Origin of the sequence: Paraburkholderia sp. FT54 (assembly GCF_031585635.1) — a bacterium.
GTDB lineage: Bacteria > Pseudomonadota > Gammaproteobacteria > Burkholderiales > Burkholderiaceae > Paraburkholderia.
On the sequence record NZ_CP134195.1, the window covers coordinates 825,106 to 843,707 of the forward strand.

Sequence of the window (18,602 nt, forward strand, 5' to 3'; positions counted from 1 at the left end):
TCCTGCTGAAACGCGCCGGCGCTTAGGCGTTCGACATTACGCGCTCAACACCGCGCGGTCGAAATAGAGTTGCGCGAGCGCGGTGAAGCGCACGCCGTTCACACCCTTGCGCATGGCGATCAGTTGATCGTAGAAGAACGGAATGATGATGGGCGTTTCATCGAGCAACAGCGTCTGGATCTGCCCGGAGATTTTCTTCTGCGAGCCGAGATCGATTGCCGCGACGAATTGCGCGACCAGTTGATCGTATTGCGGGTTCTTGAAGTGCGCGGCGTTCCATGTGCCGGTGCTGGTGAGCGGCGCATTCAGGAACACGTTCGGCACGCCGCGATGACCATAGTCGGTAATGCCGAGCGGCGAGTCCAGCCAATCCGATTTGCCCGGCGTGCCCGCGCCGTAATACAGCGACTGACTCTCGACTTTCAGATTGATGCGCACGCCGATCGCCTTCGCCGCGTTTTGCACGACCACCGCGAGATCGGGGATCTCCATGTATTTTTCGGTGGTCAGCGTCACGTCGAAGCCGTTCGGCACGCCCGCTTGCGCGAGCAACTGCTTCGCTTTCGCGACATCGATCTTGCGTTGCGGCACACCCGCATCCGAGGAAGGAAACACAGGAGCGAACGGACTGTCGTTGCCGAGCTGCGCGCGCCCTTTGAACAGGCCGCGCACCAGCACGTCGCGATCGAGCGACAACGCCAGCGCCTGGCGCACACGCTTGTCCTTGAACAACGGATTGTCGTTGCGCATGTGAATCTGCCGATGCGCGCTCGACTTCACGCCCACGGCTTTGTAATCCGGATTGTTCAGAATACCGGCGCCGCCCTGCACGGTGAAGGTGCCCATCACGTCCGCCTGATGGCCTTGCAGCGCGAGCAATTGCGCCTGTTCGTCCGCGTAGAACGAAAACTGTACGCGTTGCGGTAACGCTTTCTCACCCCAGTAATCGGGATTGCGCACGAACGATGCACCCACCTTCGCCTGATATTTTTCGAGCTTGAACGGACCCGTGCCGATAAAGCTCTTTTCATAACCGCCCGCGTAGTTCGCGGGCAGGATCACGGCGTTGTAATTGTCGGAGGAAACGTAGTAGGGGAAGTTGCCGTTCGGCGCATCCAGATGAAACGCGACCGTGTGGTCGTCGACCGCTTTCGCGCCGCCTTTCGAGAGCACGCCCTTGAGCACCGAGAGCGCCGCCGAACCGCTTGCCGGGTCGGCGAGGCGGTCGAACGTGGCGACCACGTCTTTGGCGGTGAACGGCTGGCCGTCGTGGAACTTGACGTTCGGGCGCAGCTTGAAGGTCCACACGTCGCCCTTGTCGTTCGGTTTCCATGACAAGGCGAGCGCCGGCTTCAGCACGAGTTTTTCGCCGTCGTCGTCGATCAGGAATTCGCCGGTCTGGTTCAGCAGCGCAAGACTGGCGGCGTCGGTCACGGTGAGCGGATCGACCGCGCCGGCCGGCGTCAGGTGAGCCACACGGATCGTCTGATTCGAGGCGGCCGCGGTGCCTTGCGCACGTGCCTGCGGTGCATTCAGCACGCCGCCGCCGACCAGCGACAAACCGATCACGCTGGCATAGCGCAGCAGATCGCGGCGCGAGATGCGGCCGGCGAGGAATTCGTCGATGGCGTGGTTGCCGTAGGCGTCGGCGGTGAGGCGGGCTGCGTCGAGTGCGAGAAATCGGTCCGCGGGAGTCTTCATCGATGGAGTGTCCAGTCCGTTCTGTTGCCGGTTCTGAAGGGCCGCGCCGGATGCGCGCGACAGGGCGACGGTAATGCAATGACGAAAGCGACGAGGCGAAGCGGGTTCAGTGTAAGCGATTGCCCATGGATTCGGAGCGCTTACGGCGCCGCCGGCCGCCCGATCGGCGGATAAAAGGGCGGGTGTGTATCGTCATCACAACGCTTGGCGCGGCCATGTCATGAGGCATGGCCGATGCGCGCGTCGTCGCCGCAGCGTAACGGTTAATGTAGCGACGGAAACCTTACCGATCGCATCGCGCGACAGGTGCTGGATTTACCGCGCGACCGCGTCCGGACGCCGCCAGCGGTGGAACAGCACCGAGCCGATCCAGCACGCCATGAACGCCGCGACGATGCCGTAACCCAGCACGCCGAAGCGCTCGTTCACGCTGGCCACCACAGCCCATACGCCGCCGTTCAGACCGAGCTTGTCCGACAGCAGGCCCAGTGCCTCGACGCCGCCGATCACGATCGCCACCACCGCCGAAACGAATGTGATGCTGGCGTTGTAGTAGAGCTTGCGCTTCGGGTCGTCCATGGCCCAGCTGTAGGCTTGCACCATCAGCACGTTGTCGGTCGAATCGACGAGGGTCATGCCGGCAGTGAAGAGCGCCGGGAACACGAGAATCGAATAGAGCGGCAAACCCTTGCCGGCTTCGGATGCGGCAATCGCCAGCAAACCGATTTCGGTCGCGGTATCGAAGCCGAGGCCGAACAGCACGCCGACGGGGTACATGTGCCAGCTTTTCGTCACGAGCCTGAAGAGCGGACGCAGCGCGCGCGACAGCAAACCGGCCGGCGCAATCGAGTCCGGCGTTTGAGCAGGCAATTCGCCGCTGTGCTGGACCTGCCGATAACGGCGCCATACGTCGCGCAGAATCACGAGGTTGACTGCTGCCAACACCAGCAGGAAGCTCGCGGAGACGAGGGTGCCGATCGTGCCGCCCACCGCCTTGAAGGTCTCGAAACGTCCATGCAGCGAATGCGCGGTCCACGCAATGCCGAGCGTCGCCAGAATCACGATGGTTGAATGGCCCAGCGAAAACGATAGCCCGACGCCGAGCGGCCGCTTGCCGGTTTGCATCAGTTTGCGCGTGACGGCGTCGATCGCCGCGATGTGATCCGCGTCGACCGCATGACGCAGGCCGAAGCCATAGGCGAGCAGCGCGGTGCCGAGCAGCAGCGGGTAATGGCGAAACGCAATCAGCGCCCATGCCCATGCGCCGAGGTTGGCGGCGATCAGCACGGCATACAGCGTGAAGAGGCGAGGGCGCAGGGAAGCAGTCGGCGTCATGAGTCGCGTGGGCAAGATTTAGTGATCGTGCGGATGCTTGTGAATCGGATCGACCCAGAACACCGTCTCGGGTTGTTCCACCGCGTCGATGTTCAGGTTGACCACCACGGCTTCGTTGTCGCTGCGCACCAGTACGCATTCGAGCGGGTCGTCGGTGCTTGCGTTGATCTCCTGATGCGGCACGTACGGCGGCACGAAGATGAAGTCACCGGGGCCGGCTTCGGCGGTGAACTCCAGATGCTCGCCCCAGCGCATGCGCGCCTGGCCGCGTACTACGTAGATCACGCTTTCGAGCGCGCCGTGATGATGCGCGCCGGTCTTCGCATTCGGATGGATCGTCACGGTGCCGGCCCAGATCTTCTGCGCGCCGACGCGCGCGGCGTTGATCGCGGCCGCGCGATTCATGCCCGGCGTCTGCGCGGTGTTGGTATCGAGCTGATCGCCTTTGATGACCTTCACGCCGTGCTCGCGCCAATCGACCGGTCCGGCCGGCGGCGCGGCTTTGTAATGCGGGTGTTCGTGATCCTGGCTCATGATGTGTCTCCTCGAGAGCGTGATTCCCGGCGTTCGGCACGGCGCCGTCTGGCATTTTTGCACGTTCAAAAACGTGCGTGTGAAGAAGCCCTGTGTGCGGCGCAGCGGACGAAAAAAAAGCCCGTCCTCAGGGGACGGGCTTCGAGCCGTTGGCGTGTGCTGCCTTTGGCGCCGTGCTTACTTGTGCTTCGCGTTGATCACGGCTTCAGCGACGTTGTTCGGTGTTTCCGCGTAGTGCTTGAACTCCATCGTGTAAGTCGCGCGGCCCTGGGTCGCGGAGCGCAGCGACGTGGAGTAACCGAACATCTCCGCGAGCGGCACTTCGGCGCGCACCAGCTTGCCGCCGCCGCCGGCAATGTCTTCCATGCCTTGCACCATGCCGCGACGGCTCGACAGATCGCCCATCACGTTGCCCATGAAGTCTTCCGGCGTTTCCACCTCGACAGCCATCATCGGTTCGAGCAGCACGGGCTTGGCTTTGCGCATCGCTTCCTTGAAGGCCATCGAGCCGGCCATGCGGAAGGCGTTTTCATTCGAGTCGACGTCGTGGTACGAACCGAAGGTCAGCGTCACCTTCACGTCGACCACCGGGTAGCCCGCCAGCACGCCGGCCTTCAGCGTTTCCACGATGCCCTTGTCGACCGCCGGAATGTATTCACGCGGGATCACGCCGCCCTTGATCGCGTCGACGAATTCGTAACCCTTGCCTTGCGGCGCCGGCTCCAGCGTGATCACCGCGTGACCGTACTGACCGCGGCCGCCCGATTGCTTGACGAACTTGCCTTCGATATCTTCGACCTTGTTGCGCACCGTCTCGCGATACGCGACCTGCGGCTTGCCGACAGTGGCATCGACGCCGAACTCGCGCTTCATGCGGTCCACCAGAATTTCCAGATGCAACTCGCCCATGCCGGAGATGATGGTCTGGCCGGATTCTTCATCCGTCTGCACGCGGAACGACGGATCTTCCTGGGCAAGACGGTTCAGCGCGATGCCCATCTTTTCCTGGTCGACCTTGGTCTTCGGCTCGACAGCCTGCGAGATCACCGGCTCCGGGAAAATCATCTTTTCGAGGATGATCACGTTGTTCGGATCGCACAGCGTGTCGCCCGTGGTCGCTTCCTTCAGGCCGACGGCCGCGGCGATGTCGCCCGCGTAGACTTCCTTGATTTCCTTGCGCTCGTTGGCGTGCATCTGCAGGATCCGGCCAAGGCGTTCCTTCTTTTCCTTGACCGCGTTGTAGACGGTGTCGCCCGAATTCACCACGCCCGAATAGACGCGGAAGAAGATCAGCTGGCCGACGAACGGGTCGGTCATGATCTTGAAGGCGAGCGCGGAGAACGGGTCGGTGTCGGTCGGATGGCGCTCGATCTCCTTGTCGTATTCGTCGTGGCCGGTGATGGCGGGCACGTCCACCGGCGAGGGCAGATAATCGATCACCGCGTCGAGCATGGCTTGCACGCCCTTGTTCTTGAAAGCGCTGCCGCACAGCATCGGCACGATTTCGTTGGCGATGCAGCGCGTGCGGATGCCGTACTTGATTTCCTCTTCGGTCAGCGTCTCGCCACCGAGGTATTTGTCGAGCAGTTCTTCATTTGCTTCGGCCGCGGCCTCGACCATTTTGTCGTGCCATTCCTTCGCCGTCGCCGCGAGTTCCGGCGGAATATCACGGTACTCGAACTTGATGCCCTGGTTCTCTTCGTCCCAGTAAATCGCCTTCATCTTGACCAGATCGACCACGCCCTGGAAATGATCTTCCGCGCCGACCGGAATCTGGATCGGCACCGCGACGCCCTTCAGGCGATCGCCGATCTGCCGCTGCACACGGAAGAAGTCCGCGCCCACGCGGTCCATCTTGTTGACGAACGCAATACGCGGCACCTTGTACTTGTTCGCCTGGCGCCACACGGTTTCCGACTGCGGCTGCACGCCGCCGACCGAGTCGTACACCATGCACGCGCCGTCGAGCACGCGCATGGAGCGCTCCACTTCGATCGTGAAGTCGACGTGTCCGGGGGTGTCGATGATGTTGATCCGGTGTTCCGGATAGTTGCCGGCCATGCCCTTCCAGAAAGCGGTAGTAGCCGCCGACGTAATGGTGATGCCGCGCTCCTGCTCCTGTTCCATCCAGTCCATCGTCGCCGCACCGTCGTGAACCTCGCCGATCTTGTGGGTCACGCCGGTGTAGAACAGGATGCGTTCAGTGGTGGTGGTCTTGCCGGCATCGATGTGAGCGCTGATGCCGATATTCCGGTAGCGCTCGATGGGAGTCTTGCGGGGCACGTGAACCTCCTTGGAATGGCGCGCCTGAAACGCTTGCCGGGCGGCAGTCTGTGCTGCCCGGGGAGCCTGGGTGCTGCTTTACTAAGATTACTAGGATAGCGCGTCGGCCCTTCTTTTGCAGGAATCTTGCCAGCCGCGCCCGAGGGCCTGCTGGCAAGGCTTCGGCTGCCGGCGCCGCGCGCTTCGATGCGGTGCAACGCGGTGCCCGCCGATGCCGCGGCGCGCCAATGAAAAAAGCCGGCGCCTCGAAACAAGGCACCGGCTTTCGGCAAGCGGTAGGACGAAGCGGCAGCGCCCGGACGCCGTCGCCGCGATTTATTGCGCGGCCGGCAAGCCCTGGATCTTCATCCCCGGTTTGATGCCCTTCGACGTGAACCAGCCTTTGCTCATCTCCAACGCATACACGCCGTTGTTCTTCGGGCAATGATTGTTGGTGGTCTCGGCATCCATCTCGTCGATGTCGGTGACCGTGCCGTCCGCGCGCATGAACGCGATCGACAACGGGATCAACGTGTTCTTCATCCAGAAGCAATGCACGGCGTTTTCGCCGAAGACGAACAGCATGCCTTCGTTCGGCGCGAGGCTCGTGCGATACATGAGGCCTTGCTCGCGGTCCGCGTCGTTCGCGGCGACGGCGGCGTCGATCACGAACATGCCCGCAGTGAGCTTGGCGCGGGGAAATTCGCTGGGTTGTTTCGCGCCAGCCGGCATCTGCTGCGCATGGGCAGGCGCGGTGGTGGTGGCGGTAAATGCCAACGCGGCAAGCGGCAGCGCAACGGCAACAGCGAAACGCGCAATCAACGAGCGCATGGGAAATCGCACGGCATGACTCCTTGCTGGAAATTAACCCGCGAATGTTACGCGAGCGCGTCAAAAACAAAAAGGCAGATCGCCTTGCGGTGATCTGCCTTTCAACGCCGTAAGAACGGCAGTGAAACTGGTTCTTGACTGCGTTTTTACAACAAACTTACTCCGAAGCGCCCGAAGCTGCAGCTGCTGCTGCTGCCTTCTTGTGCGACTTCTTGTGAGCGTGCTTCGTGGTCTTCTTTGCCGACGAAGCTGCTGCCATCGGAGCTGCCGAAGCTGCTGCCGGTGCCGAAGCTTGTGCGAATGCTGCCGTTGCGAAGAGACCAGCGACCAGAGCGGCGATCAGTTTGTTCATTTTGTGAATCCTCAGCTTTAGTTAATTAACCAAATGACCCGGTTATATATGGAGTCATGTCGGTAAACGTGCCATCCACCTTTCGGTTGACAGCCGCATCGAACAAATTTTCGACGCGTCTGCTTTAGCGCTCAGACTCCCTGTGCTTACCGCGAGAGCGGTTTGTACAAAGGCCCTTAAGGCTGAATGCCGGATAGCTTCGGGCGGCATCTGCGTCGAATAACGCCTGAGCTCGCGCACCGGTTGACGTAAATTTCATGGAAAAGTTATATGCGGACGCGTTGATGCGAATGCGAGGTTGTGGCATACGCATGCACGCAATTGTTTCACGCGTTTTTCGCCGTAGTTTCACGCGCTCTTTTGTTTGCTGATACAACGGGTTAGCTTATTTTTTTCTTGGCGTGTGTGGCGGCTTCTATCATCAGTCGACACGTGCGCGCAGATGATCACGCGATGCCTTCCCATGGCGCCTTCGGTGGCAATTCGACGTGCTCTCCCGGTTGCAGCCCGAGCGAAAATATGTCGAGCGCGCCGATGCCGACACGCACCAATCGCAGCGTCGGGAACCCGACTGCCGCCGTCATGCGACGCACCTGACGGTTCTTGCCTTCGGTGATCGATAGCTCGATCCATGTGGTCGGTATCGCCGCGCGGTAGCGAATCGGCGGCGTGCGCGTCCAGAGTGCGTCCGTCGGCTCCACGTATTCGGCGCGACACGGCCGCGTCACATAATCGCCAAGATCGACGCCGCGTGCGAGCTTCTTTAGTGTGGCCGCGTCGACCGCGCCTTCCACTTGCGCCCAATAACGTTTGACGAGCTTGTGACGCGGCTCCGCGATGCGCGCTTGCAACGCGCCGTCGTCGGTGAGGAGCAGCAGGCCTTCGCTATCGGAGTCGAGTCGGCCCGCCGGATACACGTTGGGCACCTTGACCCAGTCGGCCAGCGACGCGCGCGTTTCGTGCGGCGAGAACTGACAGATGGTGCCGAACGGTTTGTTAAGAGCGAGAAGGCGCATGAGGAACGAGATAAGAGTCGCGCGGCGCCGGTTGCGGTGGCCACCGTCGCCAGTCTCCGGGAGGCGCCGGATCAATCCTGAATGGCGGGATAATAAAGCATTATGCGCGGCGACATTTTCTGTGTCTTATATAAGACATAAGACTATTGCCTCGCGGATTTGCGTTTCGTCCATGTTGGAAAACCCCGAGCCCTTGCGGCCTCGGGGCAGCGGCCGTGTGGGCTAGAATAGCGGCCAGGCCGCTTGCAGTCGTCCGGCATTGCGCGTAGCGAGGAGCGCTCCGTTTCCCAGTCTCCCCATCAGCTTTCAGCACAGCCTTCACTGGAGTCCGATCATGCCGTATCAGCACATCAAGGTTCCGACCGGCGGTGACAAGATCACCGTCAACGCCGACTTCTCGCTTAACGTGTCGGACCAGCCGATCATTCCGTTCATCGAAGGCGACGGCACCGGCCTCGACATCACACCGGTCATGATCAAGGTCGTGGATGCCGCGGTCGAAAAAGCGTACGCGGGCAAGAAGAAAATCCACTGGATGGAAATCTACGCCGGCGAGAAGTCGACCAAGGTGTACGGCCCGGACGTGTGGCTGCCGGAAGAGACGCTGCAGGTGCTCAAGGAATACGTCGTGTCGATCAAGGGCCCGCTCACCACGCCGGTGGGCGGCGGCATCCGTTCGCTGAACGTCGCGCTGCGCCAGGAGCTGGACCTCTACGTGTGTTTGCGTCCGGTGCAGTATTTCAAGGGCGTGCCTTCGCCGGTGCGTGAGCCGGAAAAGACCAACATGGTGATCTTCCGCGAGAACTCGGAAGACATCTACGCCGGTATCGAATGGCCGGCTGAATCGGAGCAGGCGAGGAAGGTCATCAAGTTCCTGCGCGAAGAGATGGGCGTGAAGAAGATCCGCTTCCCGGATACGTCGGGGATCGGCATCAAGCCGGTGTCGCGTGAGGGCACGGAGCGTCTGGTGCGCAAGGCGATCCAGTACGCGATCGACAACGAACGCCGTTCTGTCACGCTGGTGCACAAGGGCAACATCATGAAGTTCACCGAAGGCGCATTCCGCGACTACGGTTATGCGCTCGCGCAAAAGGAATTCGCCGCGGAACTGATCGACGGCGGCCCGTGGATGAAAATCAAGAATCCGAAGACGGGTGGCGACATCGTCCTGAAGGATGTGATCGCCGACGCGTTCCTGCAGCAGATCCTGCTGCGTCCGGCCGAATACGACGTGATCGCCACGCTCAACCTGAACGGCGACTATGTGTCGGATGCGTTGGCCGCGCAGGTCGGCGGTATCGGTATCGCGCCGGGCGCGAACATGTCGGATTCGGTCGCAATGTTCGAAGCCACGCACGGCACCGCGCCGAAGTACGCCGGCAAGGACTACGTGAACCCGGGTTCGGAAATTCTCTCGGCGGAAATGATGCTGCGCCATCTCGGCTGGACCGAGGCGGCGGATCTGATCATCCAGTCGATGGAAAAGTCGATTCTGCAAAAACGCGTCACGTACGACTTCGCGCGCTTGATGGAAGGCGCGACGCAGGTGTCGTGTTCGGGCTTCGGGCAGGTGTTGATCGAAAATATGTAAGGCCGTTTCACGCAATATCAAGAAGTCTCGAAAACCCCGGTAGAGTAAAACTCTCCGGGGTTTTTTCTTTTCACGTCATCTCACGTAGAATCACGGAATCCCCTCACTAACGAGGGGAATTCGACGGGGGATCAAAGTTCGATTCCCCTCATTACCCTCACTAGTGAGGGGAGGCCATATGACCCGCGTACGACACTTCAACTACACCCTTACCCCGACGCGCCTTAACAACGCGAAGCCGAAGGAGAAGCTGTACAAGTTGACGGACGGCGGCGGGCTGCTGGTGCTGGTGCAGCCAGGCGGGGCCAAGACATGGGTTTATCAGTACTCGCTTGATGGCAAGCGGCGCGAGGTGACGATAGGCCGCTACCCTGAAGTTTCCGTTGCGGATGCGCGTGACCGACATTCCGAGTACCGGGCGATGGTAGAGCAGGGTCAGAACCCAGCCGCCAGCAAACGGGCAGACGAGGCCGCGCGCAAGGCGCGAGAGGCGGTAAAGGCGGATGAAGGGCAATTTAAGGCGTTTTCCATCAAGTGGCTAGACGAGCGCCTGGGCAGCAAGTCAGACGGCTATCGTTCGCAAATGCGCTCGCTGCTGGAGCGATTTGTCTGGCCTGAGATTGGCGGCAAGGCGCTGGAGGATGTGAGGCCCACGCACGTGCTGGAAATCATCGAGAAGCGCCGCACGACGCCGAACACTGCGGAGAACGTGCGAGTTCTCATTCAGCAGGTGTACAACTACGCGATCCAGAAACTATTGGTCGAAACGAATCCGGCGCTGGCGTTGCGTGGCGTGATCGACGTTCCCAAGGCTGAGCACTATCGCCACCTGAGCGAATCGGAGCTTGGAGCCTTCTGGCGCGCTGTTGGTAAGCAGGGCGCGCATCCGTCCACGACTGCCGCAGTCAAGCTGCTGATGTACAGCATGTGCCGTAAGGCCGAGGTGCTGCGCGCGAAGTGGACCGAGATCGACACTGATAAAGCGCAGTGGGACATTCCCCCAGAGCGCATGAAGTCGCGCCGCCCGCATCGTGTGTATCTGTCACGGCAGGCGCTGGAAGTACTGGAGGTGCAGCGCGCGCTAACCGGCGATCTGGATTATGTGTTTCCGTCCGCTTTCCGCGCTATTGTGCCGATGGCTGACGCGACGCTCAATCACCTGTTCAAGCGGCTGGACTTCGGCGTACCGGAGTTTTCCCCGCACGGCACACGAGGCACGGCGGCAACATTGTTGCGTGAGCATGGATTCAGCCGGGACGTGGTTGAACTGCTGCTGGCGCACACGGAACGAAGCCAGACGGCGGCGAGCTACCACCATCACGAGCTGGAGGCCGAACGGCGGAAGGCACTTCAGTACCTGGCCGACGAGATCGACCGGCAAGCCGCTATCTCCTCGGCGGGCAATGTGGTGAATATCAAGACGAAGACGGCATAATAGCCTTGGGCTGCGCTTAGATCGGCCAATCGAAAACGGGTTCCCTCACCCGATGGCGCGGCCCTTCCTTATGAGGGGTTGCGTGAGGGCGCATCGTGGATCACCGCGTTTTGGCTTTGAGCATTAGCGACCTAACTTTGTCGTGGAAAAAAGAATCGACCAGAGATTACACATTTGAAATTCTCTATGCAATCGCCTACGGTCAGTTGAGGGTCATCGACCCGCTCGTCGAATCTTGGGTTCTCGATACAGAGGATGAGGTCGATAACTTCCTGTCGAAGCACAGGAAATATAGTCGCCATTACTGGCCCTCTGGGGATGGGCCGATTGTTATGGAGGATAGCCATTTCACTGCAATTAGTGAGGTTATCCAATACGGCGGACCAAAAACAGTTGACGTATTCGACCTAAGTTCAACTTGCAATCACTTTTGTATAAGCAAGCATGACTTCCAGAAATGGTTGGAAAGGAAAGATATACCTTTGCCCCGATTTTGGTTCGGCGGCGAGCACATCGCCACGGAGTCGGAAAAGTCAAAAAATATTGATTATCAGTGTGTTGGGAGCATTGATGTGCCCCCCGAGCTATCAAGGCGGGAGCGCGAATCACTGCACAAGCAGGTAGCTGCACTGGCCTTGGTATTAGCCGAGAGGGCGGCCAAGTATAAAAACGGAGACAAGCCAAACGCGAACCAGATTGCCGAAGCCGTTGCACTTATGTTGGACGCTATGCCTGAAGCTAATAAGCACGGGGTTAGCTCCGCATCTTTACGCGCCAGCATCAAGGCAGGGATCGAGATGCTGCAAGGCAAGCGCGGGGCGGATGAATGAGCAAGCTATTTTACTTGAAGGAATGGGTAACAGTTCTAGCAGCTGCGAATCATTTATCCGCGGTGTTTGGCGAAAATGTGGCAGAAGCAGACATACTGCAGTTTGCGCTCGATGGGCGACTGACTCTATCAGTTCACTTCGTCAATCCCGCTCGCGCACGATACGGGCACATCGTTGGGCCTGAAGGTATTGAATGGATGGATCTGCCCAACGTATTTGGTATCGGCGGCCCCCGAGCCGCTACGCACATTCGCCACATGCGGAGTTTGAAACTCTATGACGACCGCGATGAGTATATCAATCTCAGTGAGGATGTAATATCGATTGATGGTGTTTGGGATTTACCTATGCTGGGCGGCGATCGACTCGACGTCGAGCACACATTTCAGATGTTAATCAGCGGCCATGCTGTCACATCCTCCAATCTTGAGGGATCGTTCGTTAAACGCGGCGATCTAGTGTGCCAGATTCAAGAAAGCACGGATGATAACGAGTATGTGGAGGGATCAAACGCGCAACTTAAAACAATCAAGCAACTTATCAGTGAAGAAAAACTGCCTACTGAAAAGGGCGAGGCGCTATTGAAGCTGCACGCCGAAAAGCGAAAGGAGTTTTTAGCCCATCGAACCGAGCGCCCCGCGAGCGACCACTACTACCCCGCTGGCGGTCTGCCCACAGACTGCAATCTCGTTGTCCGCACGAGCAATCTGGCTTCGTTTATTCAGAGTGTCAGTGCTCCTCCGGAAGAGGTGATTGATTCATTGGGCAACAAAGAGCGCACGTCGCTTCAAAAGCAAATAGCGGCCCTGGCATTAGCGCTGGCCGAAAAGTCAAATAAATACAGGAAAGGCGATACGCCAAACGCCAATCAAATTGCAGAGACGGTGCTGGCGCTCGTTGATGAGATGCGAGGCGCTAACACTATGGGTATTAGCTCTACTTCGATAAGGAATAGCATCGCAGCCGGAATCAAGCTGCTGAAGGGATAGCCGGTTTGCCAGTTGGCAACGAGTATTGCCAGTTGGCAAACATCCGGGCGAATCGGCTATTAAATACACGTCGTCTCACTTCTATTCACGAGTGAGCGCGACACGGCAGGACCGGCATTACAACGCCATGTTGCGCACACTCATTTCATGGAGCAGCGCGACATGCAACAAAGCAACGCCAACGACCAACGCCCAGCAGCATCGAAACTGCTGGCGCACCTTATCGGGAAACTGCCGGAAGCCGGTTACGTCCGTCAGTCACAGCTTATCCCTGCAATCGTCCCCTTCTCGTCCGCGACGTTGTGGCGCAAGGTGAAAAACGGCACGTTTCCGAGGCCGGTAAAGTTGTCGGAGCGCGTGACGGCATGGGATGCGTCCGCCGTCCGGGAATACTTGGCCGACCCGTCGAACTACCGCGCGGAGGGCTGAGCAATGGACCAAAACAAAAATGCCGCCCCGCAACGCGAAGCAGCCATGAAAAGCATCCTTGCCAAGATGCCCGGAAATGATAGCGCAAGCCAGCGGGCGCGGTTGCTCGCAGCGATGCAGACGCTGGGTCACGTCACGAGCTATGAGGGGTCGCGACTTCTCGACTGCTACGACCCGCGCGCCCGTATTCACGAGCTTCGGAATAAGCATGGCCACACCATCACTACCGTAATGCGCGACGAGGAGACCGAGAGCGGCGTGCGGCATCGCGTCGGCGTGTATTTCCTGAGCCAGGCGAAGGAGGGCAGCACATGATGCACTCTCAATTCAACCGTGACGCCCTGCCCGCCGTCGCTGACGTTCTGGCGCTGCTTAATCTGGAGCCGACGAGGCCGAACGGATCCGGCTACGCGCAAGTGAAGTGCCCGATTCATGGTGAGTCGAATCCGAGCCTGTCAATTCACCTGGAGCGCGGCAACTGGCGCTGTTTCGCTTGTGGCGAGGCTGGCGGTGACCAACTCGAACTGTACCGCCGTGCACGTGGCCTGAGCTTCACACAGGCGGCGCGGGAGCTTGGCGCATGGGAGGGTAAATGAGCGCAGTGGTTGAAATAACGGAAGCGTCCGAGCTTTCCGCGTGGAAGAAGGCGGCGGGCGACCTGTTCTCCTTCAAGAAGCGCGAGGGCTATCAACCTGTTGCACTGCACCTGTACCGCGCCGCCGATGGCGCGATCCTGTACGGGCGCGTCCGGATGCACAAGGCGATACAGGGCGGCGGGTACGAAAAGCTGATTCGCCCTTTCTTGCATGACGGCACCCGCTGGACGCATGGCGAGCCGAAACAGTACGGCGGAAAGCTGCTGTATGGCCTGCACGATGCTTCGGCGTTTGCTAAGGCTTTAGTAGTCCTATGCGAGGGCGAGCAGAAGGCGGACGCGCTGACGAAGATTGGGGCCGGTCAAGTCATTGGTGTCACGTCTGGCGGATGCACAAGTGCCGGCGCTGCGGACTGGCAACCGCTGGCGGGCCGTCGCGTGCTGCTGTGGCCGGATCACGATGCACCCGGCGCGAAGTACGCCGACGAGGCGACGGCGAAGCTGGAAGCGATCGGATGCACAGTGGAACGGCTGGACATTGCCGCTATGGGCTTGCCTGTTAAGGGAGACATAATGGACTGGCTGGAGATGTTCAAGGCCACTCACGACCGGATGCCGACTGCTGATGATGTGCTGGCATTGCCGAAGGTCGGGCAAGCGGATAACGGGCCGTCTGATGGGTGGCCTGATCCGCAGCCGTTGACCGAGACGACCGAGCCGCTGGAATACCCGGTAGAAAGCCTGCCGCCCTGCATCCGCGCCGCCGTGGATGAGGTATGCGGGTTTGTGCAGGCTCCCTTGCCGCTGGTGGCGTCGTCGGCAATTGCGGCGCTGTCGCTGGCGATTCAGGCACACGCCGATGTGAAGCGTGCCGAACGCCTGACCGGGCCTGTCGGGCTTTTCATGCTGACCATCGCGGACAGCGGCGAGCGCAAATCGACCTGCGACGGATTCTTTACGCGGGCGATCCGCGATTACGAAGCCGAGCAGGCGGAGGCATACAAGCCAGTCCAGAAAGACCACCAGGCAGACATGGCCGCGTGGGAGGCGAAGTACAACGGCCTGAAGGAAAAGATCAAGGGCGAGGTGAAGGCCCGCAAGCCGACAATCGCGCTGGAGGGCGAGCTACGCGACCTGGAACACGAGAAACCGGAGCCGCCGAAGGTCCCGCGCCTGATCTATGCGGACGTGACGCCGGAAGCGCTCGCTTTCTCACTTGGCAAGCAATGGCCGTCCGGCGGCGTGGTTTCCGCCGAGGCCGGGATTGTATTCGGATCGCACGGCATGGGTTCGGATAGCGTGATGCGCAATCTGGCGACGCTCAATCAGCTTTGGGACGGCAACACGCTACAGATTGACCGGCGCACCTCCGAATCATTCGCGGTACGTGGCGCACGCCTGACGGTGGCTTTGCAGGTGCAGGAAGCCACGATCCGTAGCTTCTTCGATAAGTCCGGGACGCTCGCGCGCGGGACGGGCTTTCTCGCCCGTTTCCTTGTGGCGTGGCCGCAATCGACGCAAGGCTATCGACCGTTCCGCGAAGCGCCGGAGCACTGGCCGCACATGGCGACGTTCAATCAGCGCACCGCAGAGATTCTGAGCCAGCCCGTGCCGATGGATGACGGCGGCAATCTTGCGCCGCTGATGTTCACGCTGTCACCTGAGGCAAAAGCGGCATGGGTCGCGTTTCACGATGCCGTAGAGGCCCAGCTAAGCGCTGGTGGCGACCTGCATGACGTTCGCGACGTGGCGAGCAAGTCCGCAGACAACGCGGCGCGGCTGGCGGCGCTGTTTCACGTATTCAGCGGCGCTACCGGCCCAGTGGGGCTGGAATCGTTCGAGAGTGCGGCGAGCATAGTTGCATGGCACCTGAGCGAGTCCAAGCGGTTTTTCTCTGAGCTTGCATTACCCGACGATCTGGCAAACGCCGCACGGCTCGATGCATGGCTGATCGAGCATTGCCGCACGGAGCGCACGCAGACGGTTAGCAAGCGCACCGCCCAACAATTCGGACCGCTGCGCAAGGCCGATCCTCTGAGCGTCGCATTGAAGACGCTGGAGGAATTGGACCGCCTGCGCGTCGAGCGAATCGGTAAGCAAATCGTCATTCACATCAACCCCGCATTGATTGCAACCGGAGGCACGAAATGAGCTTGGAGGATCTGATCTACCGGAATCGCAAAAAGCCATCCGGGGCGTTTGCTACTGCTACACCCGCTACGCCTGCTACACATCGCGGGGTAAGCGGGCTAACTGTAGCAACTGTAGCAACTGTAGCTGTAGCAAAGTCCAGAAATCTCGAAGCCGCGAACGACCCCGCGCCGATCCCCGCCGACTGCATCGGCGCATTGCAATCCGCTGATGGCGGGCTGTATCTGCCGTGGGGGCCATACCTTGCGCCGGACGATGTTCACCAGATGCGCGCCGAGCTGATCGACATGATTGAGACGCTGGCCGACATGGAGCATTGGGACGCTGGTCGTCGCTATGACGTACTGACGCGGGCCATACGCGGGCCGCTTGCCGACCTGCTTCCGAACCTTGCGCATTTCAATGAACGGCTGACGGCGGCGCGCGCAGAGGCCGAGGCAAGGGCGGCATTGGATCGGCGGACGTGGCGACTGGAAGGCTTTGATGATCGGAGGCCATGAGATGGTGACGAAGAAGAAAGGCGTGCCGCCAGGGAAGCGCGCCGATATGACCGTCGAGGCACCCGAAAGCGAATCAAAGCAGAAGGCCATCGCGCGGTTGGCAGGAAGCGCGACATTCCGAGCGGCGGTCACTGAGCGGCAGTTCATTGGCACGTCGATGGGAGGCTCCGAGCTAGACCTTTTGGACGTAAATGACGCGCTGACGGAACGCTTTCTTAAGGTCACGGAAGAAGGCGACATGACGACGCCTGAAGCGATGCTGTTAGCCCAGGCGCACACATGTGAAGCCATCTTTCACGAGTTCGCACGCCGCGCGATCCGCAGCGACACCATGCCCAAGCTGGAAGCGTATATGCGCATGGCGCTAAAGGCACAGCAGCAATCGGCATCCACGCTGCGGATATTGGGCGAGTTGAAGAGTCCGCGCGCGGTGGCGTTCGTGAAGCAGCAGAACGTGGGGCATAACGTACAGGTGAATAACGGTATCGAAGGCCGTTCCGCACCCGCACGCGCGCAGGAGGAACGCGGCGACGAATCGAACGAACTATTGGAGCATCAACATGGCGAATGGCTGGACAGAGGAGCGGCGGGCGAAGCAGCGGGAAGCGATAAAGCGCTGGCGACCGTGGGAACGGTCAAGCGGGCCGACGAGCGACGAGGGTAAGGCCGTGTCATCGCAAAACGCCGTCGTGCATGGCCTACGGGCGCGGGAATGGCTTGCGTACCAGAAGCGCATCAACGACCTGTTGCGAGCCTGCCGGGAGCGGCTGAAGCGGGTCTGATGATGCCGATCAGATTTGAATCCGACTACACCCCGCCGAGTGCGGGGTTTTTTCCGTCTCAGGGAAATATCGGAGACGGCCGTCGGCACTCGAACCGGATTATGCGACCAGTACGCGCACGCGCGCGCGCGCGCGTACCGACTGGTTAATCCGCGAGGCAGCGGTTTCCACTTTGGTTTCCACGGTTTCGAGGGTTTTGGACACTGCGGTACGCGCGCACGCGAGGCTCTGCTTGAACTTCATATCACGGAAGATCAAGCCTTCTTGGTATCTGCTTGCCGAACAGAAAGATCCGAACCATCGGTGACGCTCGATCAATTCAAGTCACAACTCTCGAAGCTTCTGCGTGACATTCCGCGTGGTACAACTGCTCACCTCACGGAATTCGCGCTCGCGTATTGGGACGGGCAGCAGGTCATCTACGCTTTTCCCGACAACAACGGCAGCGACCACCTCGAAGACCAATTTGACCTCGGCGAGTATGAATGGGCGCACTGGCACGACGAATTCGCCGCTTGGATCGCTCAGCCGGTGTTCAGTGTCAGGCCGGAGGTAGTGAAATAGCTTAGGGAGCTTCGCCTCCCGCCTGTCCGTTCAGCTTCAGTGGCCCCGGGTACCGCCGATGATGGCGATGGTTGCAGCTGCAACCTTTAGGACGAGGGCAAGTCAATCGTCGGCATAAAACTACGCGCCGTGCTAGCCTGATCGCTTTTCGTTAAAGGAGAGTCTATGAATATCGGCCAAACCGCTAGCAGCGTAGCTATGCAGGTCATGGAGCAACCCTCGTCTTTAGCCAACGGTGCGCATGCCTCCTCCCAGCGCGGTGCGCTTGCACTCGTCGAAGCGGAAGTCGCCACCGCGCCGCAGGTTAGCTCGAATGGCATGGTTGGCAGCATCGTTAATACCTTCGCCTGATCGGACATCGAGCAGCAAAAAGAAAGGGGCCGTGAGCCCCTTTTTTTTCAAACACGTCTATCCCAGCAGTTCTCGATCACTTCTTCCGGGCTTAGCTCGAACCTTGCGCCCTCGACAACACTGTTGGAGTAGCGACGCGCCCGATTCAATGATGCGTCGGCCCGTTCCTGGTTCACGGCATCCGCACGACTGGATGGTTTCCAAAACGTGAGGTTTCCACGGAAATGACGGTTCCGGGTTGTCGGCGGCGCGCATAGAATGGCGCGGCCCAAATGGAGACCGTGCGCTGTTCGATCTAGATTGAACGCGCAGCCAGTCTGCCGGTCAGCCTGTGGATAAGTGGGGTAGCCGGGA

General features: G+C 60.1%; 19 protein-coding genes. 12 read left to right on the forward strand and 7 right to left on the reverse strand.

Annotated elements, in window-relative coordinates:
* Positions 1-36 precede the first annotated feature (36 nt).
* From RI103_RS03820 to RI103_RS03850, 7 genes are all read right to left on the reverse strand, one after another.
* Entirely contained in the window at positions 37-1,701 is a 1,665-nt protein-coding gene (locus RI103_RS03820; protein ID WP_310814093.1) for an ABC transporter substrate-binding protein, read from the reverse strand.
* A gap of 315 nt (positions 1,702-2,016) precedes the next feature.
* Positions 2,017-3,036, reverse strand: coding sequence for a HoxN/HupN/NixA family nickel/cobalt transporter (locus RI103_RS03825; protein WP_310815166.1), 1,020 nt, complete (start codon positions 3,034-3,036; stop codon positions 2,017-2,019).
* A gap of 18 nt (positions 3,037-3,054) precedes the next feature.
* Positions 3,055-3,570: a cupin domain-containing protein gene (locus tag RI103_RS03830; RefSeq protein WP_310814094.1), complete on the reverse strand. Its 516-nt coding sequence runs from the start codon at positions 3,568-3,570 to the stop codon at positions 3,055-3,057.
* A 177-nt stretch (positions 3,571-3,747) separates the two neighbouring features.
* Complete coding sequence (fusA, locus tag RI103_RS03835) at positions 3,748-5,853, reverse strand: elongation factor G (RefSeq protein WP_310814095.1); 2,106 nt, start codon at positions 5,851-5,853, stop codon at positions 3,748-3,750.
* A 315-nt stretch (positions 5,854-6,168) separates the two neighbouring features.
* Entirely contained in the window at positions 6,169-6,675 is a 507-nt protein-coding gene (locus tag RI103_RS03840; RefSeq protein WP_310814096.1) for a DUF192 domain-containing protein, read from the reverse strand.
* A gap of 145 nt (positions 6,676-6,820) precedes the next feature.
* Positions 6,821-7,015: a hypothetical protein gene (locus tag RI103_RS03845; RefSeq protein ID WP_041758551.1), complete on the reverse strand. Its 195-nt coding sequence runs from the start codon at positions 7,013-7,015 to the stop codon at positions 6,821-6,823.
* A 446-nt stretch (positions 7,016-7,461) separates the two neighbouring features.
* Complete coding sequence (locus RI103_RS03850) at positions 7,462-8,031, reverse strand: pseudouridine synthase (RefSeq protein WP_310814097.1); 570 nt, start codon at positions 8,029-8,031, stop codon at positions 7,462-7,464.
* Between the two features lie 334 nt (positions 8,032-8,365).
* On the opposite strand from RI103_RS03850, the gene icd reads away from it, so the two are divergent.
* The 12 genes from icd to RI103_RS03910 all read left to right on the forward strand — a co-directional run bounded on the left by icd (position 8,366) and on the right by RI103_RS03910 (position 18,248).
* The gene (icd, locus tag RI103_RS03855) at positions 8,366-9,622 is read left to right on the forward strand and encodes an NADP-dependent isocitrate dehydrogenase (protein ID WP_310814098.1); all 1,257 of its coding nucleotides are present in this window, start codon (positions 8,366-8,368) and stop codon (positions 9,620-9,622) included.
* 178 nt (positions 9,623-9,800) lie between these two features.
* Positions 9,801-11,057 (forward strand): integrase arm-type DNA-binding domain-containing protein, encoded by a 1,257-nt coding sequence (locus RI103_RS03860; RefSeq protein ID WP_310814099.1) that lies wholly within the window; start codon positions 9,801-9,803, stop codon positions 11,055-11,057.
* Between the two features lie 95 nt (positions 11,058-11,152).
* Positions 11,153-11,887, forward strand: a complete 735-nt coding sequence (locus RI103_RS03865) for a hypothetical protein (RefSeq protein WP_310814100.1) — start codon at positions 11,153-11,155, stop codon at positions 11,885-11,887.
* A complete protein-coding gene (locus RI103_RS03870) occupies positions 11,884-12,876 on the forward strand; it encodes a hypothetical protein (protein ID WP_310814101.1) in 993 nt (330 codons plus the stop codon). Before RI103_RS03865 ends, RI103_RS03870 begins: the two co-directional genes overlap by 4 nt.
* A 162-nt stretch (positions 12,877-13,038) precedes the next feature.
* Complete coding sequence (locus RI103_RS03875) at positions 13,039-13,305, forward strand: AlpA family phage regulatory protein (protein ID WP_310814102.1); 267 nt, start codon at positions 13,039-13,041, stop codon at positions 13,303-13,305.
* A 3-nt stretch (positions 13,306-13,308) separates the two neighbouring features.
* A complete protein-coding gene (locus tag RI103_RS03880; protein WP_310814103.1) occupies positions 13,309-13,620 on the forward strand; it encodes a helix-turn-helix domain-containing protein in 312 nt (103 codons plus the stop codon).
* Complete coding sequence (locus RI103_RS03885; protein ID WP_310814105.1) at positions 13,617-13,901, forward strand: CHC2 zinc finger domain-containing protein; 285 nt, start codon at positions 13,617-13,619, stop codon at positions 13,899-13,901. Before RI103_RS03880 ends, RI103_RS03885 begins: the two co-directional genes overlap by 4 nt.
* Before the next feature lie 521 nt (positions 13,902-14,422).
* Positions 14,423-16,051: a YfjI family protein gene (locus RI103_RS03890; RefSeq protein ID WP_310814106.1), complete on the forward strand. Its 1,629-nt coding sequence runs from the start codon at positions 14,423-14,425 to the stop codon at positions 16,049-16,051.
* Entirely contained in the window at positions 16,048-16,551 is a 504-nt protein-coding gene (locus RI103_RS03895) for a hypothetical protein (RefSeq protein ID WP_310814107.1), read from the forward strand. Before RI103_RS03890 ends, RI103_RS03895 begins: the two co-directional genes overlap by 4 nt.
* 1 nt (position 16,552) lies before the next feature.
* Entirely contained in the window at positions 16,553-17,215 is a 663-nt protein-coding gene (locus tag RI103_RS03900; RefSeq protein WP_310814108.1) for a hypothetical protein, read from the forward strand.
* Between the two features lie 421 nt (positions 17,216-17,636).
* Positions 17,637-17,897, forward strand: a complete 261-nt coding sequence (locus RI103_RS03905) for a hypothetical protein (protein ID WP_310814109.1) — start codon at positions 17,637-17,639, stop codon at positions 17,895-17,897.
* Positions 17,898-18,062: 165 nt separating this feature from the next.
* Entirely contained in the window at positions 18,063-18,248 is a 186-nt protein-coding gene (locus RI103_RS03910; protein ID WP_310814110.1) for a hypothetical protein, read from the forward strand.
* Positions 18,249-18,602: the final 354 nt, after the last annotated feature.